At 35.8% G+C, this 20,002-nt stretch carries 22 protein-coding genes; 15 read left to right on the plus strand and 7 right to left on the minus strand.

From position 1 onward, the window contains the following. The first annotated feature begins 21 nt into the window (after positions 1–21). Both atpD and V4D31_RS01200 read left to right on the plus strand, forming a co-directional pair. A complete protein-coding gene (gene atpD / locus V4D31_RS01195) occupies positions 22–1,443 on the plus strand; it encodes a F0F1 ATP synthase subunit beta (RefSeq protein WP_353686423.1) in 1,422 nt (473 codons plus the stop codon). Between the two features lie 17 nt (positions 1,444–1,460). Then, the gene (locus tag V4D31_RS01200; protein ID WP_353686424.1) at positions 1,461–1,883 is read left to right on the plus strand and encodes a F0F1 ATP synthase subunit epsilon; all 423 of its coding nucleotides are present in this window, start codon (positions 1,461–1,463) and stop codon (positions 1,881–1,883) included. A 337-nt stretch (positions 1,884–2,220) separates the two neighbouring features. Here the strand turns inward: V4D31_RS01200 and V4D31_RS01205 are convergent, their stop codons facing one another. Then, positions 2,221–2,385: a hypothetical protein gene (locus tag V4D31_RS01205; protein ID WP_353686425.1), complete on the minus strand. Its 165-nt coding sequence runs from the start codon at positions 2,383–2,385 to the stop codon at positions 2,221–2,223. Between the two features lie 13 nt (positions 2,386–2,398). Next, on the minus strand, positions 2,399–4,141 hold the full coding sequence (locus V4D31_RS01210) for a putative sulfate exporter family transporter (protein ID WP_353686426.1): 1,743 nt from the start codon (positions 4,139–4,141) through the stop codon (positions 2,399–2,401). Positions 4,142–4,519: 378 nt separating this feature from the next. Between V4D31_RS01210 and speD the strand changes: the two genes are divergently transcribed. Both speD and speE read left to right on the plus strand, forming a co-directional pair. Beyond that, positions 4,520–4,927 (plus strand): adenosylmethionine decarboxylase, encoded by a 408-nt coding sequence (gene speD / locus V4D31_RS01215; RefSeq protein ID WP_353686427.1) that lies wholly within the window; start codon positions 4,520–4,522, stop codon positions 4,925–4,927. Further along, positions 4,902–5,801 carry a polyamine aminopropyltransferase gene (speE, locus tag V4D31_RS01220; RefSeq protein WP_353686428.1) on the plus strand — a complete coding sequence of 300 codons (900 nt, stop codon included), beginning with the start codon at positions 4,902–4,904 and terminating at the stop codon, positions 5,799–5,801. Before speD ends, speE begins: the two co-directional genes overlap by 26 nt. Here the strand turns inward: speE and V4D31_RS01225 are convergent. Genes V4D31_RS01225 through V4D31_RS01235 form a run of 3 tightly spaced genes read right to left on the minus strand, consistent with a single transcriptional unit; the run spans position 5,798 to position 9,272 of the window. Next, positions 5,798–7,012 (minus strand): phosphoglycerate kinase, encoded by a 1,215-nt coding sequence (locus tag V4D31_RS01225; RefSeq protein ID WP_353686429.1) that lies wholly within the window; start codon positions 7,010–7,012, stop codon positions 5,798–5,800. The two genes, speE and V4D31_RS01225, sit on opposite strands and share 4 nt — an antisense overlap. A 10-nt stretch (positions 7,013–7,022) precedes the next feature. Then, positions 7,023–8,027, minus strand: coding sequence for a type I glyceraldehyde-3-phosphate dehydrogenase (gene gap, locus V4D31_RS01230; RefSeq protein ID WP_353686430.1), 1,005 nt, complete (start codon positions 8,025–8,027; stop codon positions 7,023–7,025). A gap of 12 nt (positions 8,028–8,039) precedes the next feature. Then, a complete protein-coding gene (locus V4D31_RS01235; RefSeq protein WP_353686431.1) occupies positions 8,040–9,272 on the minus strand; it encodes a DUF1015 domain-containing protein in 1,233 nt (410 codons plus the stop codon). A gap of 68 nt (positions 9,273–9,340) precedes the next feature. On the opposite strand from V4D31_RS01235, the gene V4D31_RS01240 reads away from it, so the two are divergent. The 10 genes from V4D31_RS01240 (at position 9,341) to V4D31_RS01285 (ending at position 17,922) form a co-directional block, all read left to right on the plus strand. Continuing rightward, entirely contained in the window at positions 9,341–10,003 is a 663-nt protein-coding gene (locus tag V4D31_RS01240; RefSeq protein WP_353686432.1) for a DUF1828 domain-containing protein, read from the plus strand. An 80-nt stretch (positions 10,004–10,083) separates the two neighbouring features. Then, entirely contained in the window at positions 10,084–12,534 is a 2,451-nt protein-coding gene (locus tag V4D31_RS01245) for an ATP-dependent Clp protease ATP-binding subunit (protein ID WP_353686433.1), read from the plus strand. An 8-nt stretch (positions 12,535–12,542) separates the two neighbouring features. Continuing rightward, positions 12,543–13,067: a TlpA disulfide reductase family protein gene (locus V4D31_RS01250; protein WP_353686434.1), complete on the plus strand. Its 525-nt coding sequence runs from the start codon at positions 12,543–12,545 to the stop codon at positions 13,065–13,067. After that, a complete protein-coding gene (locus V4D31_RS01255) occupies positions 13,067–13,591 on the plus strand; it encodes a DUF4416 family protein (protein WP_353686435.1) in 525 nt (174 codons plus the stop codon). Before V4D31_RS01250 ends, V4D31_RS01255 begins: the two co-directional genes overlap by 1 nt. Before the next feature lie 61 nt (positions 13,592–13,652). Next, positions 13,653–14,888, plus strand: a complete 1,236-nt coding sequence (gene tig, locus V4D31_RS01260; RefSeq protein WP_353686436.1) for a trigger factor — start codon at positions 13,653–13,655, stop codon at positions 14,886–14,888. After that, entirely contained in the window at positions 14,885–15,472 is a 588-nt protein-coding gene (gene clpP, locus V4D31_RS01265; RefSeq protein WP_353686437.1) for an ATP-dependent Clp endopeptidase proteolytic subunit ClpP, read from the plus strand. Before tig ends, clpP begins: the two co-directional genes overlap by 4 nt. Positions 15,473–15,481: 9 nt before the next feature. Further along, a complete protein-coding gene (gene clpX, locus V4D31_RS01270; protein WP_353686438.1) occupies positions 15,482–16,711 on the plus strand; it encodes an ATP-dependent Clp protease ATP-binding subunit ClpX in 1,230 nt (409 codons plus the stop codon). Then, a complete protein-coding gene (locus V4D31_RS01275; protein ID WP_353686439.1) occupies positions 16,708–17,082 on the plus strand; it encodes a cyclophilin-like fold protein in 375 nt (124 codons plus the stop codon). The genes clpX and V4D31_RS01275 overlap by 4 nt, the downstream gene beginning before the upstream one ends. After that, positions 17,069–17,695 carry a YkgJ family cysteine cluster protein gene (locus V4D31_RS01280; RefSeq protein WP_353686440.1) on the plus strand — a complete coding sequence of 209 codons (627 nt, stop codon included), beginning with the start codon at positions 17,069–17,071 and terminating at the stop codon, positions 17,693–17,695. The genes V4D31_RS01275 and V4D31_RS01280 overlap by 14 nt, the downstream gene beginning before the upstream one ends. Positions 17,696–17,721: 26 nt before the next feature. Further along, positions 17,722–17,922, plus strand: a complete 201-nt coding sequence (locus V4D31_RS01285; RefSeq protein WP_353686441.1) for a DUF6485 family protein — start codon at positions 17,722–17,724, stop codon at positions 17,920–17,922. Here the strand turns inward: V4D31_RS01285 and V4D31_RS01290 are convergent. Further along, positions 17,894–18,769 (minus strand): metallophosphoesterase family protein, encoded by an 876-nt coding sequence (locus V4D31_RS01290; protein ID WP_353686442.1) that lies wholly within the window; start codon positions 18,767–18,769, stop codon positions 17,894–17,896. The genes V4D31_RS01285 and V4D31_RS01290 overlap by 29 nt on opposite strands. Continuing rightward, positions 18,747–19,385 carry a HEAT repeat domain-containing protein gene (locus V4D31_RS01295; protein WP_353686443.1) on the minus strand — a complete coding sequence of 213 codons (639 nt, stop codon included), beginning with the start codon at positions 19,383–19,385 and terminating at the stop codon, positions 18,747–18,749. Before V4D31_RS01295 ends, V4D31_RS01290 begins: the two co-directional genes overlap by 23 nt. 41 nt (positions 19,386–19,426) lie before the next feature. Here V4D31_RS01295 and V4D31_RS01300 point away from each other — a divergent pair, with 41 nt between their 5' ends. Beyond that, entirely contained in the window at positions 19,427–20,002 is a 576-nt protein-coding gene (locus tag V4D31_RS01300; RefSeq protein ID WP_353686444.1) for a class II aldolase/adducin family protein, read from the plus strand.

The following is a 20,002-nucleotide window of genomic DNA, read 5'->3' on the forward strand; positions in this document are numbered from 1 at the left end:
AATAAAGGAGGTTTAAAAATTATGAACGTAGGCAAGGTAGTACAGGTTATTGGAACAGTGGTTGACTGTGAATTTGAAGGACAGTTGCCTGAAGTTTTAAATGCTCTAAGAATAGATGAACCTGGTGATCCTCAGAAGGGTATTCCAGAGATTCATCTAACCCTGGAAGTTGCTATGCATCTCGGTGAAAATAGAGTAAGAACAATAGCTATGGGTTCAACAGACGGACTTGTAAGAGGAATGAAGGTTGTTGACACGGGTGCACCAATTAAAGTTCCTGTTGGTAAGCCTGTTCTTGGAAGAATTATAAATGTTATTGGTGAACCTGTCGATGAAATAGGTCCAATTCAGGCTAATGAGTATTATCCAATTCATATTCCAGCTCCTGATTTTACAGCCCAGTCTCCAACAACCCAGCAGTTTGAAACAGGTGTTAAAGTTTTTGACCTTCTTGTCCCATTCGTCAGAGGCGGTAAAATGGGAATGTTTGGTGGTGCAGGAGTTGGTAAAACAGTCATCATTATGGAAATGATTCATAACATCGCAATGAAACACGGTGGTGTTTCAGTTTTTGCAGGTGTTGGTGAAAGAACCCGTGAAGGAAATGACCTTTATCTTGAAATGAAGCATTCTGGAGTTTTACCTCAGGTTGCCCTTGTTTACGGACAGATGAACGAGCCACCAGGAGTTAGAGCACGTGTTGCTCTTACAGCACTTACAGTTGCAGAATACTTCAGAGATCAGGGACAGGACGTTCTAATATTTATAGATAACATTTTCAGATACACTCTTGCAGGATCAGAAGTTTCTGCTCTCTTAGGAAGAATGCCATCAGCAGTTGGTTATCAACCAACACTTTCAACAGAAATGGGAGCGTTGCAGGAAAGAATTACAACAACAGCAAAAGGTTCAATTACATCCATGCAGGCAATATATGTTCCAGCAGACGACTTAACAGACCCAGCAGTTGCAGCAGTTTTTGCTCATCTTGATGGAACAGTTGTTCTTTCCCGTCAGATTGCAGAGCTTGGAATTTATCCAGCAGTGGATCCTCTGGATTCAACAAGCCGAATTCTTGATCCAAGAATAATTGGTGAGGAACATTATCAGGTTGCAAGAGGAGTTCAAGCAGTTCTTCAGAGATATAAAGAATTGCAGGACATCATAGCAATTCTTGGAATTGAAGAGCTTTCAGAAGATGATAAACTCACTGTTGCAAGAGCAAGAAAGCTTCAGAGATTCCTTAGCCAGCCATTCCATGTAGCAGAAACCTTTACAGGAACACCTGGAAGATATGTAAAGCTTGAGGATACAATAAAAGGCTTTAAAGCAATTCTTGATGGTAAATACGATGATCTTCCAGAGCAGGCATTCTACATGGTTGGTCCAATAGAAGAAGTGGAGGAAAAAGCCAAGAAAATGGGATATACAAGGCAGGTATAAATTAGAAGGAGTAGACAATGGCAGATAAATTGAAGTTAGAAGTTATAACTCCCTATGGAGAAGTAGTAAACGAAGAAGTGGATGAAGTCTATACTACAGGTGCAGAAGGAGATTTTGGAGTATTGCCAGGGCATTGTCCTTTTATGACAGCCATCAGAATTGGCTCTCTCTCATACAAAAAAGATGGACAGATGCATTATCTTTTCGTTAATAGGGGATATTGTGAAGTGTTGAATGATAGAGTTTTAGTGTTAGTTGGAAGTGCTGAGAGAGTTGAGGAAATTGATATTGAAAGAGCTAAAGCTGCATTAGCTCGTGCAGAGGAGAGAATTCGTAAAGCTCAGGCTGGTGAAACAGATATTGATCTTGCAAGAGCTCAGGCAGCCCTGGAAAGAGCAACCATAAGAATTCAACTTGCTACAAAGCTTATTCCAAGGTAGCATATAAAAAGAGGAGGATTTAAATTGTCCTCCTCTTTTCACTTCAATAGCGTTAACCATTCATTCAACACTCAGATTGCTGATAGAAAATTGTTTTTAACTTTTGTTAGGAGCTTTTTATCAAAAAATTTTTAACATCGCTCAAGACAAAATCATAATGGCAATTTTAAGCCCTTGAACATTTAAACTATTTTATAAGTGGATTGGATATTAGAGGCTCAGAGATTCCTCGTGCCATCGAGGTGTTCGGAATATATGATGATATACGAATTACTCAGTGCTCGGAAAAATAAAAAAAGGGTGGGAGGGCATTATCCCTCTCACACCCTTTCTTTTTTTATCCGTGGGATGCTGGAAAGAATGTGTAGCTTATCCAGACAAGCACAATCAATAAAACTATGCCAAGCCCTACACTCCATAAGATAAGTTTTTTCTCAATTGGAAGTAGTGGCTCAAACTCCATTTTTTCAAGTTCTTCTTTGAGTTTTGCTTCTTCTGTCATATTCCTACCTCCTTTATCCTGTTATTACCGGAGGTTTTACTCCGTGGAAGAATATATAGGATATCAACAAACCAATCCAGAGAATGAATCCAAAAAGACATATCAGATAGACAAGGGCAAGCTTTCCAATACCCTCTTCCCAGAGTTTTCTAAAGTCAGACATTACTCCGATTGTAAAGAATGTGATCAAGAAGAAAAGCACTCTCAAGGCATTTGTTCCTGCTGTTGATACAGATGTTTGAGAAATAATTTTCTTTGCGTCTTTTACACTTGCTTCTAAATCTTGAATTTGTTTTTTCTTTGCATCAATTTGTGCTGTTAAGGTTGCCTGTTGTGCTGGGTCCGTAACTTGAGTAAGCTGCTTTTCAATTGTTGTTATTTCCTTTTTGATTTTGTTTACCTTTCCTTCAACAGAGCCAACTTTTGGAGCATACGGAATAGCAATGACAAGAATAACTATAAAGGTAACAGCATATGCTATGACGAATTTTGGAAATCTTCTCCATATTTCTGTTGCAGAGACCCTTTCTCCAGGTCTGCATTCAATTTTTGCACACCATATATAGGCAAGTATGAATGCCCAGATACTGATAAATATATCAATAAAAAGCTTTGTCGTTGATGCTGCCATTAGCATCCATCCTGGCTCATACTTAATCCCGGCAGCAGTTTCTGCTTTTGCTCTTATAAGGGCATCAACAACTGCACCTGATGCAAAGGCTGCACCATCTGTCTTAACTGCAAGTCCCATCCATGCACCAGCAACCATTGGCTCTTTCCAGAGGAAAGCTTGAGCAAAGAAAGGAAGAATAATGAGCTCAACAACTGCAAATATAACAACCAGTGAGCTTACCATAATCGGAACAACAGGCCTTGCTTTAATTGCTCCACCTGTTGCAATTGCTGCAGAAACACCACAAATGGAGATTCCAGATGCAAGTGGAGCTGCCCATTCTTTACTGAACTTAAACCATTTTCTCGCAATCCAATAAACCAATGCCCAGTAAATGAGATAGGCTTCAATTATGGCGCAGAGTCCTCTGAAAAGTACTGCCTGTGCAAGTCCAAATGATTGAGCTGCTTTTAATCCAAGTAATGCGCCCATTAAACCAATTGCGGTTTTAATGTAAAACTCTGGTTTTAATGCTTCACCAATGAATTTTGCAAAACCTCTGAAGAAATTACCAACAATCAAGCCAAGTAACAGAGCAAATATAAAGCCACCTTCACCTGTAAGTTTCAATGACCATGGAATATTGAATTTTTTAGCATCGGTTGCTGCAAAATAAGCATAATGACCAATAAACCAGCACAGATAGCTCAACCAGAAAACAAAGAAGAATCCAATATTGAATTTTACTATATTAGCTCGCATGAGTGCTGCACCGATTGTGAAAACTACAGCCATGAAAATATAGGTAAGCACAAGAGATGCAAATCCTGAAAGCCCTTTCTTTTCATAGGTGTCACCAACTTTGTATTTTGTTGGATCAGAGACTGTTACAGTTTCTTCTTTCCCGTCAGGTTTCTTGATGGTTAGTTTGTTCCCATCAATTTTTGTAATTTCACCCTTCAGGCTTTGATAAACTTTTCCTGTTGGAGCAATTGCCTTGCTTGAGTCTGTCCACTCTTGTGTAGAGACAACCCATCCTAAGGGATCAATTCCTGTGTAAGCCAGCAGAGAAATTGCAAAAATCACAATAGCTAACCAAAAGGCTAACCAATCCTCACTAACACCTTTCTTTTTTTCTTCCATACTTCATCCTCCTTCTCTTAAAAATTTTAATAAAATAAAGTAAAGTGCATTTTCACCCCCTCTCTTCAGAAAGAAGATTCACTTTAATTTAAGCAAAATATATACCAGAATAAAAAGCAGGAAAAATCAAAAAATTTTTTCATTTATGTTACTTTGCAGTAACAATTTTTTATTTATATGTTACTTTATGGTAACAATTTTAATCATCAATTATAAGGTATAATTCTTTAGACTTAGGCAATGGGTTCAATTTTACACATAAAAAATTTTTACACTGCTCATAAAAATTGTTTGACAAAAAAATTTCTTTTGCTTTAATATATAAAGTTTACAGGGGCTTTGTCCCTGTTTTCATCTCTGTGGGAGGAGGTCGAAAAATTGTATGCTTTAGGGACCCATCTTTTAATTGAATTAAAAAATTGCAATCCCGAGATCCTCAAAGATCTCGAAAGCGTCCAAAAAATTCTTGTAGATGCTGCCAAAAAAGCAAATGCAACAATCATTAATGTAAATTTCCATGAATTTAATCCTTTTGGTATTAGTGGAGTAGTAGTTATTGCTGAGTCTCATCTGACGATTCATACATGGCCTGAGTATGGTTTTGCTGCAGTGGATGTATTTACCTGTGGAGATACTATAAAGCCAGAGATTGCAGCTCAATATATTATAGAAGCCTTTGAATGTGAATCTCCCTCAATTGTTGAAATGAAAAGAGGTATAATTTCTTACAAAAACGAGAAATTACCACATAAGGTATGTCATGAAGAATTGCAAATGGTATATTGAGCAGACATCAGAGGATGAGATTATACTTCATTCTCTGAAGGAGATTATATATTCTGAAATATCTCCTTATCAGAGAATTGAAGTCATTTGTTCGGGTAATCTTGGCAGATGTCTTCTTCTTGATGGTAAAATGCAGTCTGCTGAGGCTGATGAATTTATTTATCACGAAGCACTGGTTCATCCTGTTATGCTTTTAAGTGAATCTATAGAAAGGGTGCTTATTGCAGGTGGTGGAGAAGGAGCTACTTTGAGAGAGGTATTAAAATATCCTGTTAAGGAAGTTGTAATGGTTGAGCTTGATGAATTAGTTATTAAAACTGCTAAGAGATATCTTCCAGAATGGCATAATGGCGCTTTTGATGATCCAAGGGTCAGGTTAGTTATAGATGATGCAAGAGCTTATATTGAAAGAACGAAAAACTATTTTGATGTAATAATAATAGACTTGCCAGAACCAGCAGAAGGAGGACCTGCGTATCTTCTTTATACAAAAGAGTTTTATGAAAAAGTCAAAGAAGCTCTTACTGAAAAGGGAATGATGGTTACGCAGTCTGCCTCTGCATCTGTGAATAATTTAAGAGTTTTTGTCTCAATTGTTACCACTCTCAAGCAGGTATTCCCCTATGTGAAACCCTACATTGCTTATATTCCTTCCTTTTTTGCTCCATGGGGTTTTGCTCTTGTTTCCAAAAAAATAAATCCAGAAGGCTCAATGGCTAAAATAAATGAAAAAATTGTTTCCATTAAGGATAGTCTAAAGTTTTATGATATAGATGCACATACTGCAATGTTTTGTCTTCCAAAGCATATTAAAAAAGCTATTGAAACAGAAGGGGTAGTCATCCATGATGACTCCCCTCTTTCTTTTTATTAATCTCTCTTTTTAGAAGGCAGCACTGCAAGACCTGGCAGTTCTTTACCTTCCAGTAGTTGTAAAGCAGCACCGCCACCAGTTGATATAAAGGAGATAGCATCACTTACACCTGCTTTATGCACTGCGTAGTCTGTATCTCCACCGCCAACTATTGTAAAAGCATAAGAGTCCGCTACGGCATGAGCAATTGCAAAAGTTCCTCTTGAAAAGGCATCTATTTCAAAAACTCCCATTGGTCCATTCCAAAGAATAGTTTTCGCATCATGTAATGCTTCTGTAAAAAGTTTTACTGAAGCAGGACCAATATCAAGGCCACGCCATCCTGGTGGAATTTCCTGAATAGGAACGATTTTTGTTTCTGCTCCATGCTCTATACTTTGAGCAATAACAACATCAACGGGCAAATAAAATTTAACTTTATTTTTGTGAAGTTTTTCTATAATTTTAAGGGCAAAATCTATCATATCTGGTTCAACAAGACTGTCTCCCACTTCGTATCCCATGGCTTTTATAAATGTGAAAGCCATACCTCCACCAACTATAACTTTGTCTGCCTTATCTGCAAGATTTTCAAGCACTCCAATTTTACCTCCTACTTTTGCTCCGCCAAGTATTACAACAAAGGGTCTTATTGGAGATTCCACTGCACCTTTCAGGTATTCAATTTCCTTTTTAAGTAAAAAACCAGCAGCAGAGGGAATAAACTTAGGAATACCAACAATTGAAGCATGTGCTCTGTGTGAGGCACCAAAGGCATCATTCACATAAAAATCCGCTAAAGAGGCAAGAGCTTTAGCAAATTTTTCGTCATTTTTTTCTTCTTCAATGTGAAATCTTAGATTTTCAAGCAACACAACATCGCCTTCCTTCATTTTTGAGACAAGCTGTTCTACCTGTGGACCAATGCAATCGGGTGCAAAAATTACTTCTTTGTTGAGTAATCTCTGAAGTCTTCTCGCAACAGGAGCCAAAGAAAGCTTTGGATCAAGTTTTCCTTTTGGTCTGCCAAGATGGGAAGCTAAAATTACCTTAGCCCCTTCGTCAATTGCATAGTTTATAGTTGGCAGTGTAGAGCGAATTCTTCTGTCATCAGTTATCATCAGGTTTGCGTCAAGGGGAACATTAAAATCAGCTCTAATAAAAACTCTCTTACCTTTTATAGGTAAATCTTCAATTGTCATTTTGTCAAAGGAATTATTAAAGGGTGCCATTTTTGCCTCCTTAAATTTTTTCCATTAAATATAGCACAAGGTCTCTTACTCTACAACTATAACCATATTCATTATCATACCATGATATCACCTTTGCAAGTTTGCCTTCTAAAACTTTTGTAAGAAGTCCATCAACAATTGATGAGTAGGGTGAATGGTTGAAATCTACAGAAACAAGAGGTTCTTCAATATACATAATAATTCCTTTAAGATGCTCCTGAGAGGCTTTTTTTAATGCTTCGTTGATATCAGACTCCGTAACTTCTTTACTGAGTTGAGCTACAAAATCAACCATTGATACATTTGGAGTTGGAACTCTTACTGCCATTCCATCAAGTTTTCCTTTAAGTTCTGGAAAAACTTTTCCTACAGCCCGTGCAGCACCTGTTGTGGTAGGAATTATTGAAACAGCAGCAGCTCTTGCTCTTCTTAAGTCTTTGTGAGGCAGATCAAGAATTCTCTGGTCATTTGTATAAGCATGAACAGTTGTAGCAAAACCTCTTTCAATCCCAAAGTGTTCATGAAGGACTTTTGCTACAGGAGCAAGGCAGTTTGTGGTACACGAAGCATTTGAAATTATTTTATGCTGAGATGGATCAAGAAGATAATGATTAACTCCCATCACGACTGTGATATCTTCTTCCTTTGCAGGTGCTGTAATTATTACCCATTTTGCACCAGCCTGCAGATGCTTAGATGCACCAGCTCTGTCTGTAAATCTTCCTGTTGATTCAATCACAACATCAATGTTTAAATCTTGCCATGGAAGTTTTTGAGGGTCTGTTTCAGCAAAAACTTGAATTTGTCTTTCATCAACCACGATATTGTTTCCTTGAGCTTTTACAGTTCCTTTAAACTTCCCATGAACAGAGTCATACTGAAGCAAATGAGCAAGAGTATATGCATCTGTAAGATCATTAATTGCAACGATTTCAATTTCTGGATAACCGTAGGAAGCACGGAAGAAAAGCCTTCCAATTCTGCCAAAACCATTAATGGCGACTTTTAATGCCATATTACACCTCCATTAAATTTTCTCTCTAAAACTATTAATAACCATTCCTGTAAGAAGTTTCGGGTAGAAATATGTTGATTTGGGAGGCATTCTTAGACCTTTAAGTGCAACTCGTTCTATTTCTTCTACTTTTGTCGCTCTGAGAATAAAAATTGCATCACATTTTCCTTCTTCCACCATCTTTATACCTTTGTCAATATCTGTATCATAACAGACTTCTTTCTGAGGAAACATTTCCTTTAGAATTACCTCTTCAAGAATGGTAACATCAAGATCTCTCAACTCTTCAGGTAAATGTTCAAGAGATGAGCCTTTATATTGAAGGATATAGAATTTGTTATTTTTAAAATAAACTCCGATATTTTTACTCCCCATTCTTTCAATTGCTTCCTGAATATCCTCATTTTTGTTGAATTCAAGTAAACAAAAAAGATTATTATGTTTTTCAAGTTGTTGCTTGACAGGTAAAGGAGTGCTTAAAATTCTGTGAGTTGGCAGAATTAGATAACCGTCATCTTCAATATTGGCCAAAAACATTAGAACATAATTCCATGGCGGGTCTTCTCTGTCTGGATAAATTGCATTCATCATTGTTTTAAACTCAAGAGCAACCTCGTATCTATGATGACCATCAGCAATAAATATGGGTTTGTTTTTAAACTCTTCCGCTATTTTTTTTATTTGAGATTGCTCATTTATTTTAAATAGCCTGTGAATATTTCCATCTAAATCTTTTGCCTGGATATAAGGATTTTTAAGATTTTCAAGTATTTGAGAGGTTACTCTCTCTTTTGAACGATAAATAGAAAATATCAAAGAAGTATTTGCCATGCAGGCTTTCATGAGATTTAATCTATCTGTCTTAGGTTTTGAATATGTTTGCTCATGAGGATAAATTCCTCTGCCAAGTTCTTCAAGTCTTACAGTGCCTATGATTCCTCTTAGTGTTTTCTTTTTATTTTTATATACATATTCAACTTCATAACCGTAAAAACAAGGCTCTTTTTCTTGAATAAGAATTCCTTCCCTAAGCCATCTCTCCATATACTCTTTTGCAAGAACATATTTATCTACTCCTGCTGAATTTTTCCCGTAATCAATTCTTATTATATTATAAGGGCTTTTATCATAGAGAATATCTTTAAGTTCATTGGAGATGATATCATAGGGAGGGCACATGACATCATCTCCAATGATTTTTTCAGGATTGTAAACAATTCCCTTAAAAGGTTTGATTACAGTCATATAGGTTCTATGATAACATTTAAAGTTATTGTAGCTCAACACTGATAAAATATGTTATATTGTTTTTCATGAATCTGATTACGAAAACAGTTCTTCTTCCAAAGATTGGAAAAACAAGAATAACATTTTACCGTGAAAGGAGAAAAATCACAAAGGATAAAACAACAATTTCTCTTCCCTTTGATCTTCAATTGAATGAAAAACTTGCTTATGGAGAGATAATTTACAGTCCTGTATTCAGGTCCTGTAGAATCATGTGGAGTGATGCTCCAGAGGACATGCAGATAAAAGAAGAGGCAGAAAATTTTATTAAAGAATTTTTATTTGGTACTTTGATTGCTACAACAGAACCAATAGAGGATGAGGAAGCTGAAAAGATTTTTAATGATTTTATAGAATTTTTTGCCTCCTCTGTGCAATACAGGATAACAGCTGAAGGTGCTTGCGTTCTGACTATTCCAATTGCTAAGAAGGAAGCAAAAGTAATTAAAGTAATATTAAGGAAAAAAGAAACAGGAGATTATTTTTTCAGTGATGATGGATTAATACTCAGAAGTTTTCGTCCCCATGAAAGAGGTCAGAGAGAAAGAGTTATTTTTGCTGCAAAAAAATTGGGCATAGAAATTAAAGAAGAAGAGTTGTTTCTTGAATCCTCTCGAGAAGAACTCTCTCAAAATTTTTACAAGTTTATACAGTTTGTCTCTGCAGTATATTTGTTTTACTTGATTTAATATTCCTTCTGGTTGACACAAAACAGGCAAAAAAATTAATATTGATTTTAGAAACTAAAAATTTTTACAGGAGCATTAAAATGTTTGAGAAGTTTACAGAAAAGGGTCGTAAAATAATTCTCTATGCCAGAGAAGAAGCAGAAAAAAGAAATAGCGAGTTTCTTGATACAGAACATTTACTTCTTGCAATTTTAAGAGAAGAAGATTCCATTCCAGTGGCTATACTAAGAAAAATCGGAATTTCTCCTGAAAATGTAAGATATGAAATTGAAAAAAGAATAAACACAGAGGGTAATCTTCTTACTTATGGAGAAATACCTTTTTCTCCAAGAGCTAAAAAGGTTCTTGAAAATGCAGTGGAAGAGGCAAGACTTTTAGGACATCCCTATATCGGGAGTGAACATCTCTTTCTTGGTTTAATTAAAGAGGAAGAAGGAATCGCAGGTAAAATTCTGAGAAGTTTTGGAATTAATCTTTTAGGCGCAAGACAATTGACTATTAACTTTTCAATAAGACCTCATTTCCAGAGTACACCTCAAAAAGAAAAAAGAAAAACAAATACTCCAGCTCTTGATGAATTTGGAAGAGATCTCACTTTGTTTGCTATTGAAGGCAAACTTGATCCTGTAATCGGAAGAGAAGATGAGATAGAAAGAGTCATTCAGATTCTTGGAAGAAGAATTAAAAATAATCCTGTTATAATTGGTGAGCCAGGGGTTGGCAAAACAGCAATAGTAGAAGGGCTTGCTCAAAAAATTATTGAAGGAGATGTGCCTGATATTTTACTTGGCAAAAGAATTATTGCCCTTGACTTGGGAGCATTAATTGCAGGAACAAAATACAGAGGCCAGTTTGAAGAGCGACTCAAAGCAGTAATAAGAGAGGCAACTCAATCAGACAATATTATTTTATTCATTGATGAGCTTCACACAATAATTGGAGCAGGTGCAGCAGAAGGCTCTGTTGATGCTTCAAACATGTTAAAACCTGCTCTGGCGCGTGGAGAAATGCAGTGTATTGGTGCGACAACTCCACAAGAATACAGAAAATATATAGAAAAAGATGGAGCTTTGGAAAGAAGATTTCAACCTGTATACATTCAACCAACAACTGTGGAAGTAACAATCGAGATTTTAAAAGGAATAAGAGAAAAATACGAATCCCATCATAGGGTAAAAATTACAGATGAAGCAATAGAAGCTGCTGTAAAGCTTTCAGATAGATACATTGCAGACAGATTTTTACCAGACAAAGCAATAGATGTTATTGATGAGACTGCTTCAAGAATTAAGCTTAGAAGATCTGTGATGCCTCAGGAACTTAAAGACCTTGAGTTTGAGCTTGCTAGAATTACCAAAGAAAAGTCTTTATACATAAAGCTTCACGATCTTCCTGCAGCGCAGAAGGCAAAATACGAAGAGGAAAAATTAAAAAGAATTTATGAAACTAATTACAAAAAATGGAAAGACTCAATGCACAAGGAAGTTCCTCTTGTTACAGCAGAGGATGTCTCATATACTGTTTCCAAGATGACAGGTATCCCACTTTATAAACTTGAACAGACAGAGTCTGAAAAACTGCTTCATATGGAGGAAATTCTACATCAAAGAATTGTAGGACAGGATGAGGCAATAAAGAGTGTCTGCAAGGCAATAAGACGCTCTCGTGCAGGATTGAAAACAAAAAACAGACCAATTGGTTCATTTTTCTTTTTAGGTCCTACAGGAGTTGGCAAAACAGAACTTGCAAGGGTCCTTGCAGAGTTCATGTTCAATGATGAGACTGCTTTAGTAAAATTTGACATGTCCGAGTATATGGAAAAATTCAATGTATCAAAGCTAATAGGCGCACCTCCTGGGTATGTTGGTTATGAAGAAGGAGGGCAGCTTACAGAAAGAATTCGTAAACGACCTTATTCTGTTGTTTTATTTGATGAGATTGAAAAAGCTCATCCTGATGTATTTAATCTGTTGCTCCAGATACTTGATGAAGGCGTTCTTACAGATAGTTTTGGTAGAAAAGTGGATTTCAGAAATACGATTATAATAATGACATCAAACATAGGAGCAAGATTGATTGAAAAATCAACACCTCTTGGTTTTCACAAGCCTCAGTCCACTGATATATACCAGAAAATCAAAGACAGCGTGTTTGATGAACTTAAAAAGACCTTTAATCCTGAATTTCTGAACCGAGTTGATGATATTGTGGTATTCCATCCTCTTGAAGAATCCCATTTACTTGCTATTATTGATCTTTTAATTGCTGAAACAAATAAAAAACTTGCAGAATACGGATTTGTTATTGCTGTATCCGATGCAGTTAAACATTGGATTCTCAGTAAATACTATCAGCCAGCTTATGGTGCAAGACCTATGAGACGAGCTATTGCAAAAGAAATAGAAGACCCACTTTCAGAAGAAATTCTGAAGGGTAACTTTAAAGGAGCGAGCCTTATAAAAGTTGAGCTAAATAACAATCAGATAGAGTTTAAAGAAGTTGCTGAAGAAGTAACAGCATCTGTTAATTGAGGTGAGTGATGAAAAAAAATGTATTTTTAATTTTATTTGTTTTACTTGCCCTGATTGTTACAGGAAGTATTTTATTAAAAAAAGGCAAGACTTCTATAAAAGAAAATGCACAGATTGGACTCCCTGCTCCTGATTTTGAACTTAAAGATATTAATGGTAAAAAATGGAGTCTCAAAGACTTAAAAGGTAAAATTGTTATTCTCAACTTCTGGGCATCATGGTGCAATGACTGTAAAGTAGAGAAAAAGTCAATACAGGCTTATTTAAATAAAAATGGAGCTTCCGATGACTTTGTATTTCTTACAGTTCTTTACAAAGATAATCCCCTAACTGCCACTGAAATAGCAAAAAAAGAGGGTTTTACTTTCCCTGTGCTTATTGATGACAGAGTTACATCAACAATTTATGGAATAAAGGGAGTTCCTGAAACATTTCTCATAGATAAAAAAGGAATATTAAGGCACAAGATCGTTGGTCCTGTTGACTGGAGTAATCCTCATATAGTTCCTCATCTAAGACAAGTATTATCTTAATGGGTAAACCCGCTCAGCCAAAAAAGGTTTTGCTATTTATTGGAACACTTTTCAAGGATAAAGAGGTATACTATAGGGCAAGACAAATCCTGGAGAAATTTTTCGGCGAAATAATTTTAGAGTCAAGTCCGAAACAATGGAATTATTCAGATTACTATACTGCAGAACTTGGTAGCCCAATACTGAGAAGATTCATGTTTTTTAAAAATTTGATTTCTGAAGGGGATATTGCCCAGATAAAAATTCAAACAAATCAGATTGAAGAGGAACTTTCTAAGGATGGAAAACGAACTATAAATCTTGATCCAGGTTATATAGGGCTTGCAAAGCTTATTCTTGCTACAACAAAGGATTACTCTCACAGAATTTATCTTAAAGATGGAATTTATGCAGAGGTTACATTGATTTTCAGGGATAATTCCTTCAGACCCTATATAAACACTTACAGAGATTATGCAGAAGATGAATATATAAAACTTTTTAATCTTGCAAGAGCTATTTATAAGGATTTGTTACTCAAGTAAAAATTGACAAAAATTCTATCTGACTTTTAAACTTAAAATAAATCATACTGAGGGAGGGAATGTGTTAAAAGGAATCGAAGAAATCTCAACGACCAAAAAAAGATTGAAATTTGAAATACCAGCAGATGTAGTTGAAGAAGAAATTCAGAGAGCATTAAAAGAAATTCAAAAGAAAGCAAAAATCCCTGGTTTCAGACCTGGAAAAGCTCCTCTTGCAATAATCGAAAAAAAATTTGGTCAAGAAGCTATTTCCGATGTTCTGGAAAAACTGGTTTCAGAGTCTTACAGGAAAGCAGTTAAAGAGGCTAATTTAAAACCTCTTGTTCCTCCAATAGCTGAAGATGCCATTGATATAAAGAGGAAGGAGCCTCTTTCTTTTGAATTAGTTGTTGAAGTAAGGCCAGAGATTGAAAATCTTAGCTATGAAAATATAGAGGTAGAAGAGATTGAAACAGAAGTAAAAGATGAAGAAATTGAAGAAGTCATTAAAAGATTGTGCGAAGAAAGAGGTAGTTATGAACCAACAGATGAGCCTACCCGGGCTGGAGATCTTGTAGTTATTGATTATAAAACAGACATTGGAAAAGAAGCAAAGGACTTTGTCTATAAGCTTGGTGCTGGACCATTTCCAGAGGATTTTTCAAAGGCAATAGAAGGCAAGAAAAAAGGAGAAAGTTTTAATGTAACAATTGATTTTACGGAAGACTCTATTGCTGATTTTGCAGGCAAAAAAGTTAATTTTGAGATTACTTTAAAAGAAGTAAAAAGAAAACAAACAGTTCCTTATGAAGAAATTTATAAAGAGCTTGGTTTTGAAAGTATGGAAGAGTTTAAAGATTACATAAGAAAAAATCTTGAAAACGCTAAAAAACAACAAGCTATTGAACAGCAGAAAATTGATATACTTAAAAAACTTCTTGATACTCATGAATTTGAACTTCCAGAAGGGCTTGTTGAGATGGAAATAAAACGAATCACTGAAGAATATGAATCATTAGGACTTGATATAACACAAAATATGGATAAAATCTCAGAAAGAGCAAAAAGGAATGTTAAAGCATATATTCTTCTTGAAGCCATAGGAGAAAAGGAAGGAGTTACTGTTTCAGAGGAAGAGCTTAAACAGGAAATTATGGATATTGCAAGAAGATACAGCATAACTCCACAGGGAGTTATACAGTATTACATGTCAAGGGATGGCTCCTTAGAGGCACTACAAAATAGTGTATTTGAAAGAAAGGTATTTGACATACTTCTAAGTAAATCAAATAAGATTAAAAAACAGGAGGCAGTATGAGCATTGTTCCAATAGTAATAGAACAAACAGGAAGAACAGAAAGAGTTTATGACATATACTCAAGACTGCTAAAGGATAGGATTATTTTTATTGGCACAGAAATAAATGATCAGGTTGCCAATGTTGTAATAGCTCAGTTGCTTTTTCTTCAAACTGAAGATCCTGACAAAGACATTCATATTTACATAAACTCACCAGGAGGTATGGTATCAAGCGGACTTGCAATATATGATACAATGCAGTATGTAAAACCTGATATTGCCACATACTGTATCGGACAGGCTTCTTCAATGGCTTGTGTTCTTCTTGCAGCTGGAACAAAAGGAAAAAGATTTGCGCTACCTCATTCAAGGGTAATGATTCACCAGCCAATTGGTGGTTTTTATGGACAGGCAACGGATGTGGAGATTCATGCAAGAGAAATCTTAAAAATGAAAGATTTGCTCAATAAAATTCTTGCAAAACACACAGGACAGCCAATTGAAAAAATTCAGAAGGATACAGAAAGAGACTTTTTTATGTCAGCAGAAGAAGCAAAAGAATATGGAATTGTTGATGAAGTTATCACATCAATAAAAAAATAAGGTGGTAGTATGGCAAAGAAAAATGAAGAAACTTTAAAATGTTCCTTTTGCGGAAAGTCACAGAAAGAAGTAAAAAAACTTATTGCAGGAAACGGCGTTTATATATGTGATGAATGTATTGCCCTGTGTAACGAGATTCTTGAAGAAGAAAGATTTAATAGCCTTGAGGGTATAAAGACAGATTTGCCAACTCCACAGGAAATTCACAGGTTTTTAAATGACTATGTTATAGGACAGGAAAGGGCAAAAAAAATACTTTCAGTGGCTGTTTACAATCATTACAAAAGAATTTTTAAAGGCACTTCCTCTGATGAAATTCAAAAAAGTAATATAATGCTTATAGGACCTACAGGCACAGGTAAAACCCTTTTAGCGCAAACTCTGGCAAAATTCCTTGATGTTCCCTTTGCAATTGCTGATGCCACAACACTTACAGAAGCTGGATATGTTGGCGAGGATGTGGAAAACATTCTTCTTAAACTACTCCAGAATGCCAATTATGACCTCCAGCGTGCTCAAATAGGAATAATTTACATTGATGAAATTGATAAAATAAGTAGAAAATCAGATAGCCCCTCCATTACTCGTGATGTATCAGGGGAGGGAGTTCAACAGGCACTTTTAAAAATAGTTGAAGGAACACTGGCAAACATACCACCTCAGGGAGGAAGAAAACATCCTCAACAGGATTATATTCAGATGGATACCACAAACATACTTTTTATATGTGGTGGCGCTTTTGTCGGGCTTGAAGAAATTATAAAAAAGAGAATCGGGAAAAGAACAATTGGTTTTCTTTCAGAAACACCGAAAGTGGATAAAGAAAATGTATTAGACTATGTTGAACCAGAGGATTTGATAAAATACGGGATGATTCCAGAATTTGTTGGAAGATTTCCTGTTGTAGCAACTCTGAATGAACTTGATGAAAATGCACTTGTAGAGATACTTACCAAACCAAAAAATGCCCTTGTAAAGCAATATCAGAAACTATTCAGCATTGATGGAGTAAAACTCACATTTACTGAAGATGCTTTACGGGCAATTGCTAAAAAAGCAATTGAAAGAAAAACAGGTGCAAGAGCATTAAGAAGCATACTTGAAGACATAATGCTTGATGTTATGTATCTCATTCCTTCTGAAAAGGGAATTTCAGAGTGCATTATAAACGAAGATGTGGTAAATAAAAAGACATCTCCTCTTTTGATTTATAAAGAAAAAAGAGCAAAACATGCATGAATACAAAAGTCAGATTAATTATTGACGGAAGACAAATAAGAGCAGAATTATATGATACGGAATGTGCAAAAAAAATTCTTGAGGCACTTCCAATAGAAAGCAAAATTAATGAATGGGGAGATGAATTCTACTTTTCAATAGGGATAAGCATGCCTCTTGACAGCACAGCAACGACTTGTGTAGCAGTAGGAGACATTGGTTATTGGCCAGCTGGTGAGGCTATGGCAGTATTTTTTGGAAAAACTCCTTTAAGCACCGGAGAGGATCCTGTGCCAGCCAGTGAAGTAAATATAGTTGGCAGAATTATTGATGATCCAGCCATTTTAAAAACTCTAAAAGGAGCAAGAAAAATTAGAATTGAAAAAGAATAAACTAAGGCTCAGTTTTCCTGAAGATGAAAAAATGCATAGCTGGCTACCAGTACTTCTTAATGCTTATGCAATAATGGATGAAGGAGTTAAAAGGGATATTAAAAAATATGAAAAATTAGGTCGTCGCCTGGCATGTCGTCGTGGATGTAGCTCCTGCTGTAAAACCCATCGTGACATTCCCGTTTATCCAATTGAAATTGTAGGAATTTACTGGTATGTAATTGAGAAGGTAAAAGAACCTCTGCGAGCAAAAATAAAAGCCTCACTCATATCACACAACCGAGGTGATTTCTGTCCTTTTTTAATTGATGAAGTATGTTCAATTTATCCAGTGAGGCCCCTTGCATGCAGACAGTTCAATGTATTTAATAGGCCCTGCAGTGCAGGGGAGGACCCTTTTTATACAAGACCTGAAGATGTTTTAAAGCCTTCAGAGCACTATCTTGGCAAAGCCCTCTATGAGACAACGCCATTTTACAATGTTTATACTGATGAAGAAAGAGTTGATTTTATAAACTCTGGCAGACTTAATTCACTTGTCAGAGTTCTTCAAAACTATCCATGGATTGAACTGGCACGAAGAATTGATAATGTGAAGAAAGCCCATAAATAGTAAATTTTATTGGAGGAGGAAGGTTTATGGAATGCAAAATTGAGAGAAATAAAAAAATCTGTAACTGCAGTTATGAGCCATGTGAAAAAAAGGGAATTTGTTGTGAATGCCTGCATTATCACAGAAAAAGAGGGGAACTACCAGCATGTTATTTTACTCCAGAAGTGGAAGCTACCTATGACAGAAGTATAAAAAGATTTATCTCAATGTATCAAGGGAAAAAGTAAGGTTTTCTAACTCAACATCTGTTGCATCTTTGATTTTTTTGGATAAATCAACTTTTGCTACAGTTATACCTGCTCTGAAGGCATATCTACGGCAGGTAAATACAGTTATGCATTTATTTGAATAGATGCGCTTACCTGCTACATTGTAGTCATGTCCTCTTATAAAACATGATGCATTGATTGAATTTAAAAACTCAATAAGTTGTTTTTCTGTGAACTTAGGAATTCCATATCCTCTAAACATGGGAGAACACTCAGGGTCTGCCCATAATATATCTATAATCAAATCCGTACTAGATTTGTCATCAATTTTTTGATCTTTTAAAGGAAACCCACCATGCGCGGCTACTACTCCATTTTTTGTTTGTATCATTAAAGGCATTTCCTGAAAAACAGATACTGCAGCATCATGCATTTTTACTCCTGTTTTTCCAAATAAATTTCCAAGCTCTTCATTAAATTCATAGGGAAAACATTGCACTGCATAGTTCGCCTCATGGTTACCCTTTAAGAGAAAAACTCTGTCTGGAAAGTTTATTTTAAGCAGGCAAAGATAAACGAGGTTCCAGACAGACCCCTCAGGTTCAGGCTCTCTATCCACATAATCTCCAAGAAATATCAGATTTTGTTTGTCTGAGTTATGTAAAAATCTTTTCACAATATATTTCGTGGTTGAAAAATCTCCATGAGTATCTCCTACAAACACTGCTTCACCTGCTTTAAGATCTGGTTTTACAAAAGCAGGCTCTTTAGCCAGAACCTCAGCTGTATTTTTGAAAATATCAATTATATCTTCTGGCTCGAAGTTATTTAATAATTCAGGATTATAAAGCACCTCCGAAAGCATTTAATAACTCTTTATGGTTTCCGTCAGAAGCTATTTCCTTTATAAAATTAACTGCCTCTGGTGTTCCTATTGATTTTAATGCACTTACAATTGCTATTCTCACTGCAAGAGTTTTTTCTGATAAAAAGGCTTCTTTTAAATATTTAACTGCTTCAGCCATCTTAATTCTACCCAGTGATTTTGCTGTAGCTTCCCTTACAAGAGTTTCTGGGTCATTTAAGCCTTCTTTCAGAATCTCAAGAAGCCTTATACTTGGTTTAAAGTCTCCTAAAGCATCAGCTACATAGGATTTTAACGAAGGACACTCATGATGAAAAAAAGGATCCTGAAACATTCCCAGTAAAGCTTCCTCAGCCTGAGGGCTGCCAATGCTTCCAAGAAGTTTTATTGCACGGATTCTGTATCTCCAGTCATAACCCCTTGCGTCAGCAAGTTTAATAACTGTGGAGAGCATATCAGGATTTTTAAATTTTTCTACAAAAGCTGGATTTGAAACCTTTTCTCTCCATTGAGGTGTATCAAGCTCTTTAAGAAGTTCATCAATTGTAAGGCTGTAAACACTGGTAAAAGGGAAAAGCAGAAATATTAAAATCAGAAATTTCAAAAAAATTTTCATAAAAAACCTCCGTAACAGTTTTTATGTTTTATAATAAAACTATGCAATGGAAAAAAGAAAGAGAAGAAATTGTGAAGATAGCAAAAAGGATTTATAAAAAAGGGCTTGTTACTGGATGTAGTGGTAACATTAGCATGAGGCTTAAAGAAAATCTTATTGCCATTACAGCAAAATCCAAATCTTACAATGGACTTAAAGCATCAGATGTGGTCATTATTGATTTTAATGAGAATGTCATAGAAGGAGACAGCGAACCATCATCAGAAAGAAAGCTTCATATAGAAATTTATAAGGCAAGAAAAGATGTAAATGCGGTGATCCACACACATTCTACTTTTGCATGCACAATGGCAGCTTTGAATCTTTCTCTCCCTTCAATTCTTGATGAACAGACTGATGTTCTTGGTGGGCCCATAAATGTTACAGAATACGCTCCTTCAGGGACAAAGGAGCTTGCCGAGAAGGCTGTAAAAGCTTTAGGGGATAAAAAAGCTGTTTTTTTATCAAGGCACGGAGCTGTAAGTGTAGGAGACTCCATGGAAGAAGCTTTTTCAGTTTGCGAACTTCTTGAAAAACTCTCTCAGATTTATCTTTTTATGAGATTAATTCAGAAATAA

Origin of the sequence: Thermodesulfovibrio sp. 3462-1, from assembly GCF_040451425.1 — a bacterium.
GTDB classification, from domain to species: domain Bacteria; phylum Nitrospirota; class Thermodesulfovibrionia; order Thermodesulfovibrionales; family Thermodesulfovibrionaceae; genus Thermodesulfovibrio; species Thermodesulfovibrio obliviosus.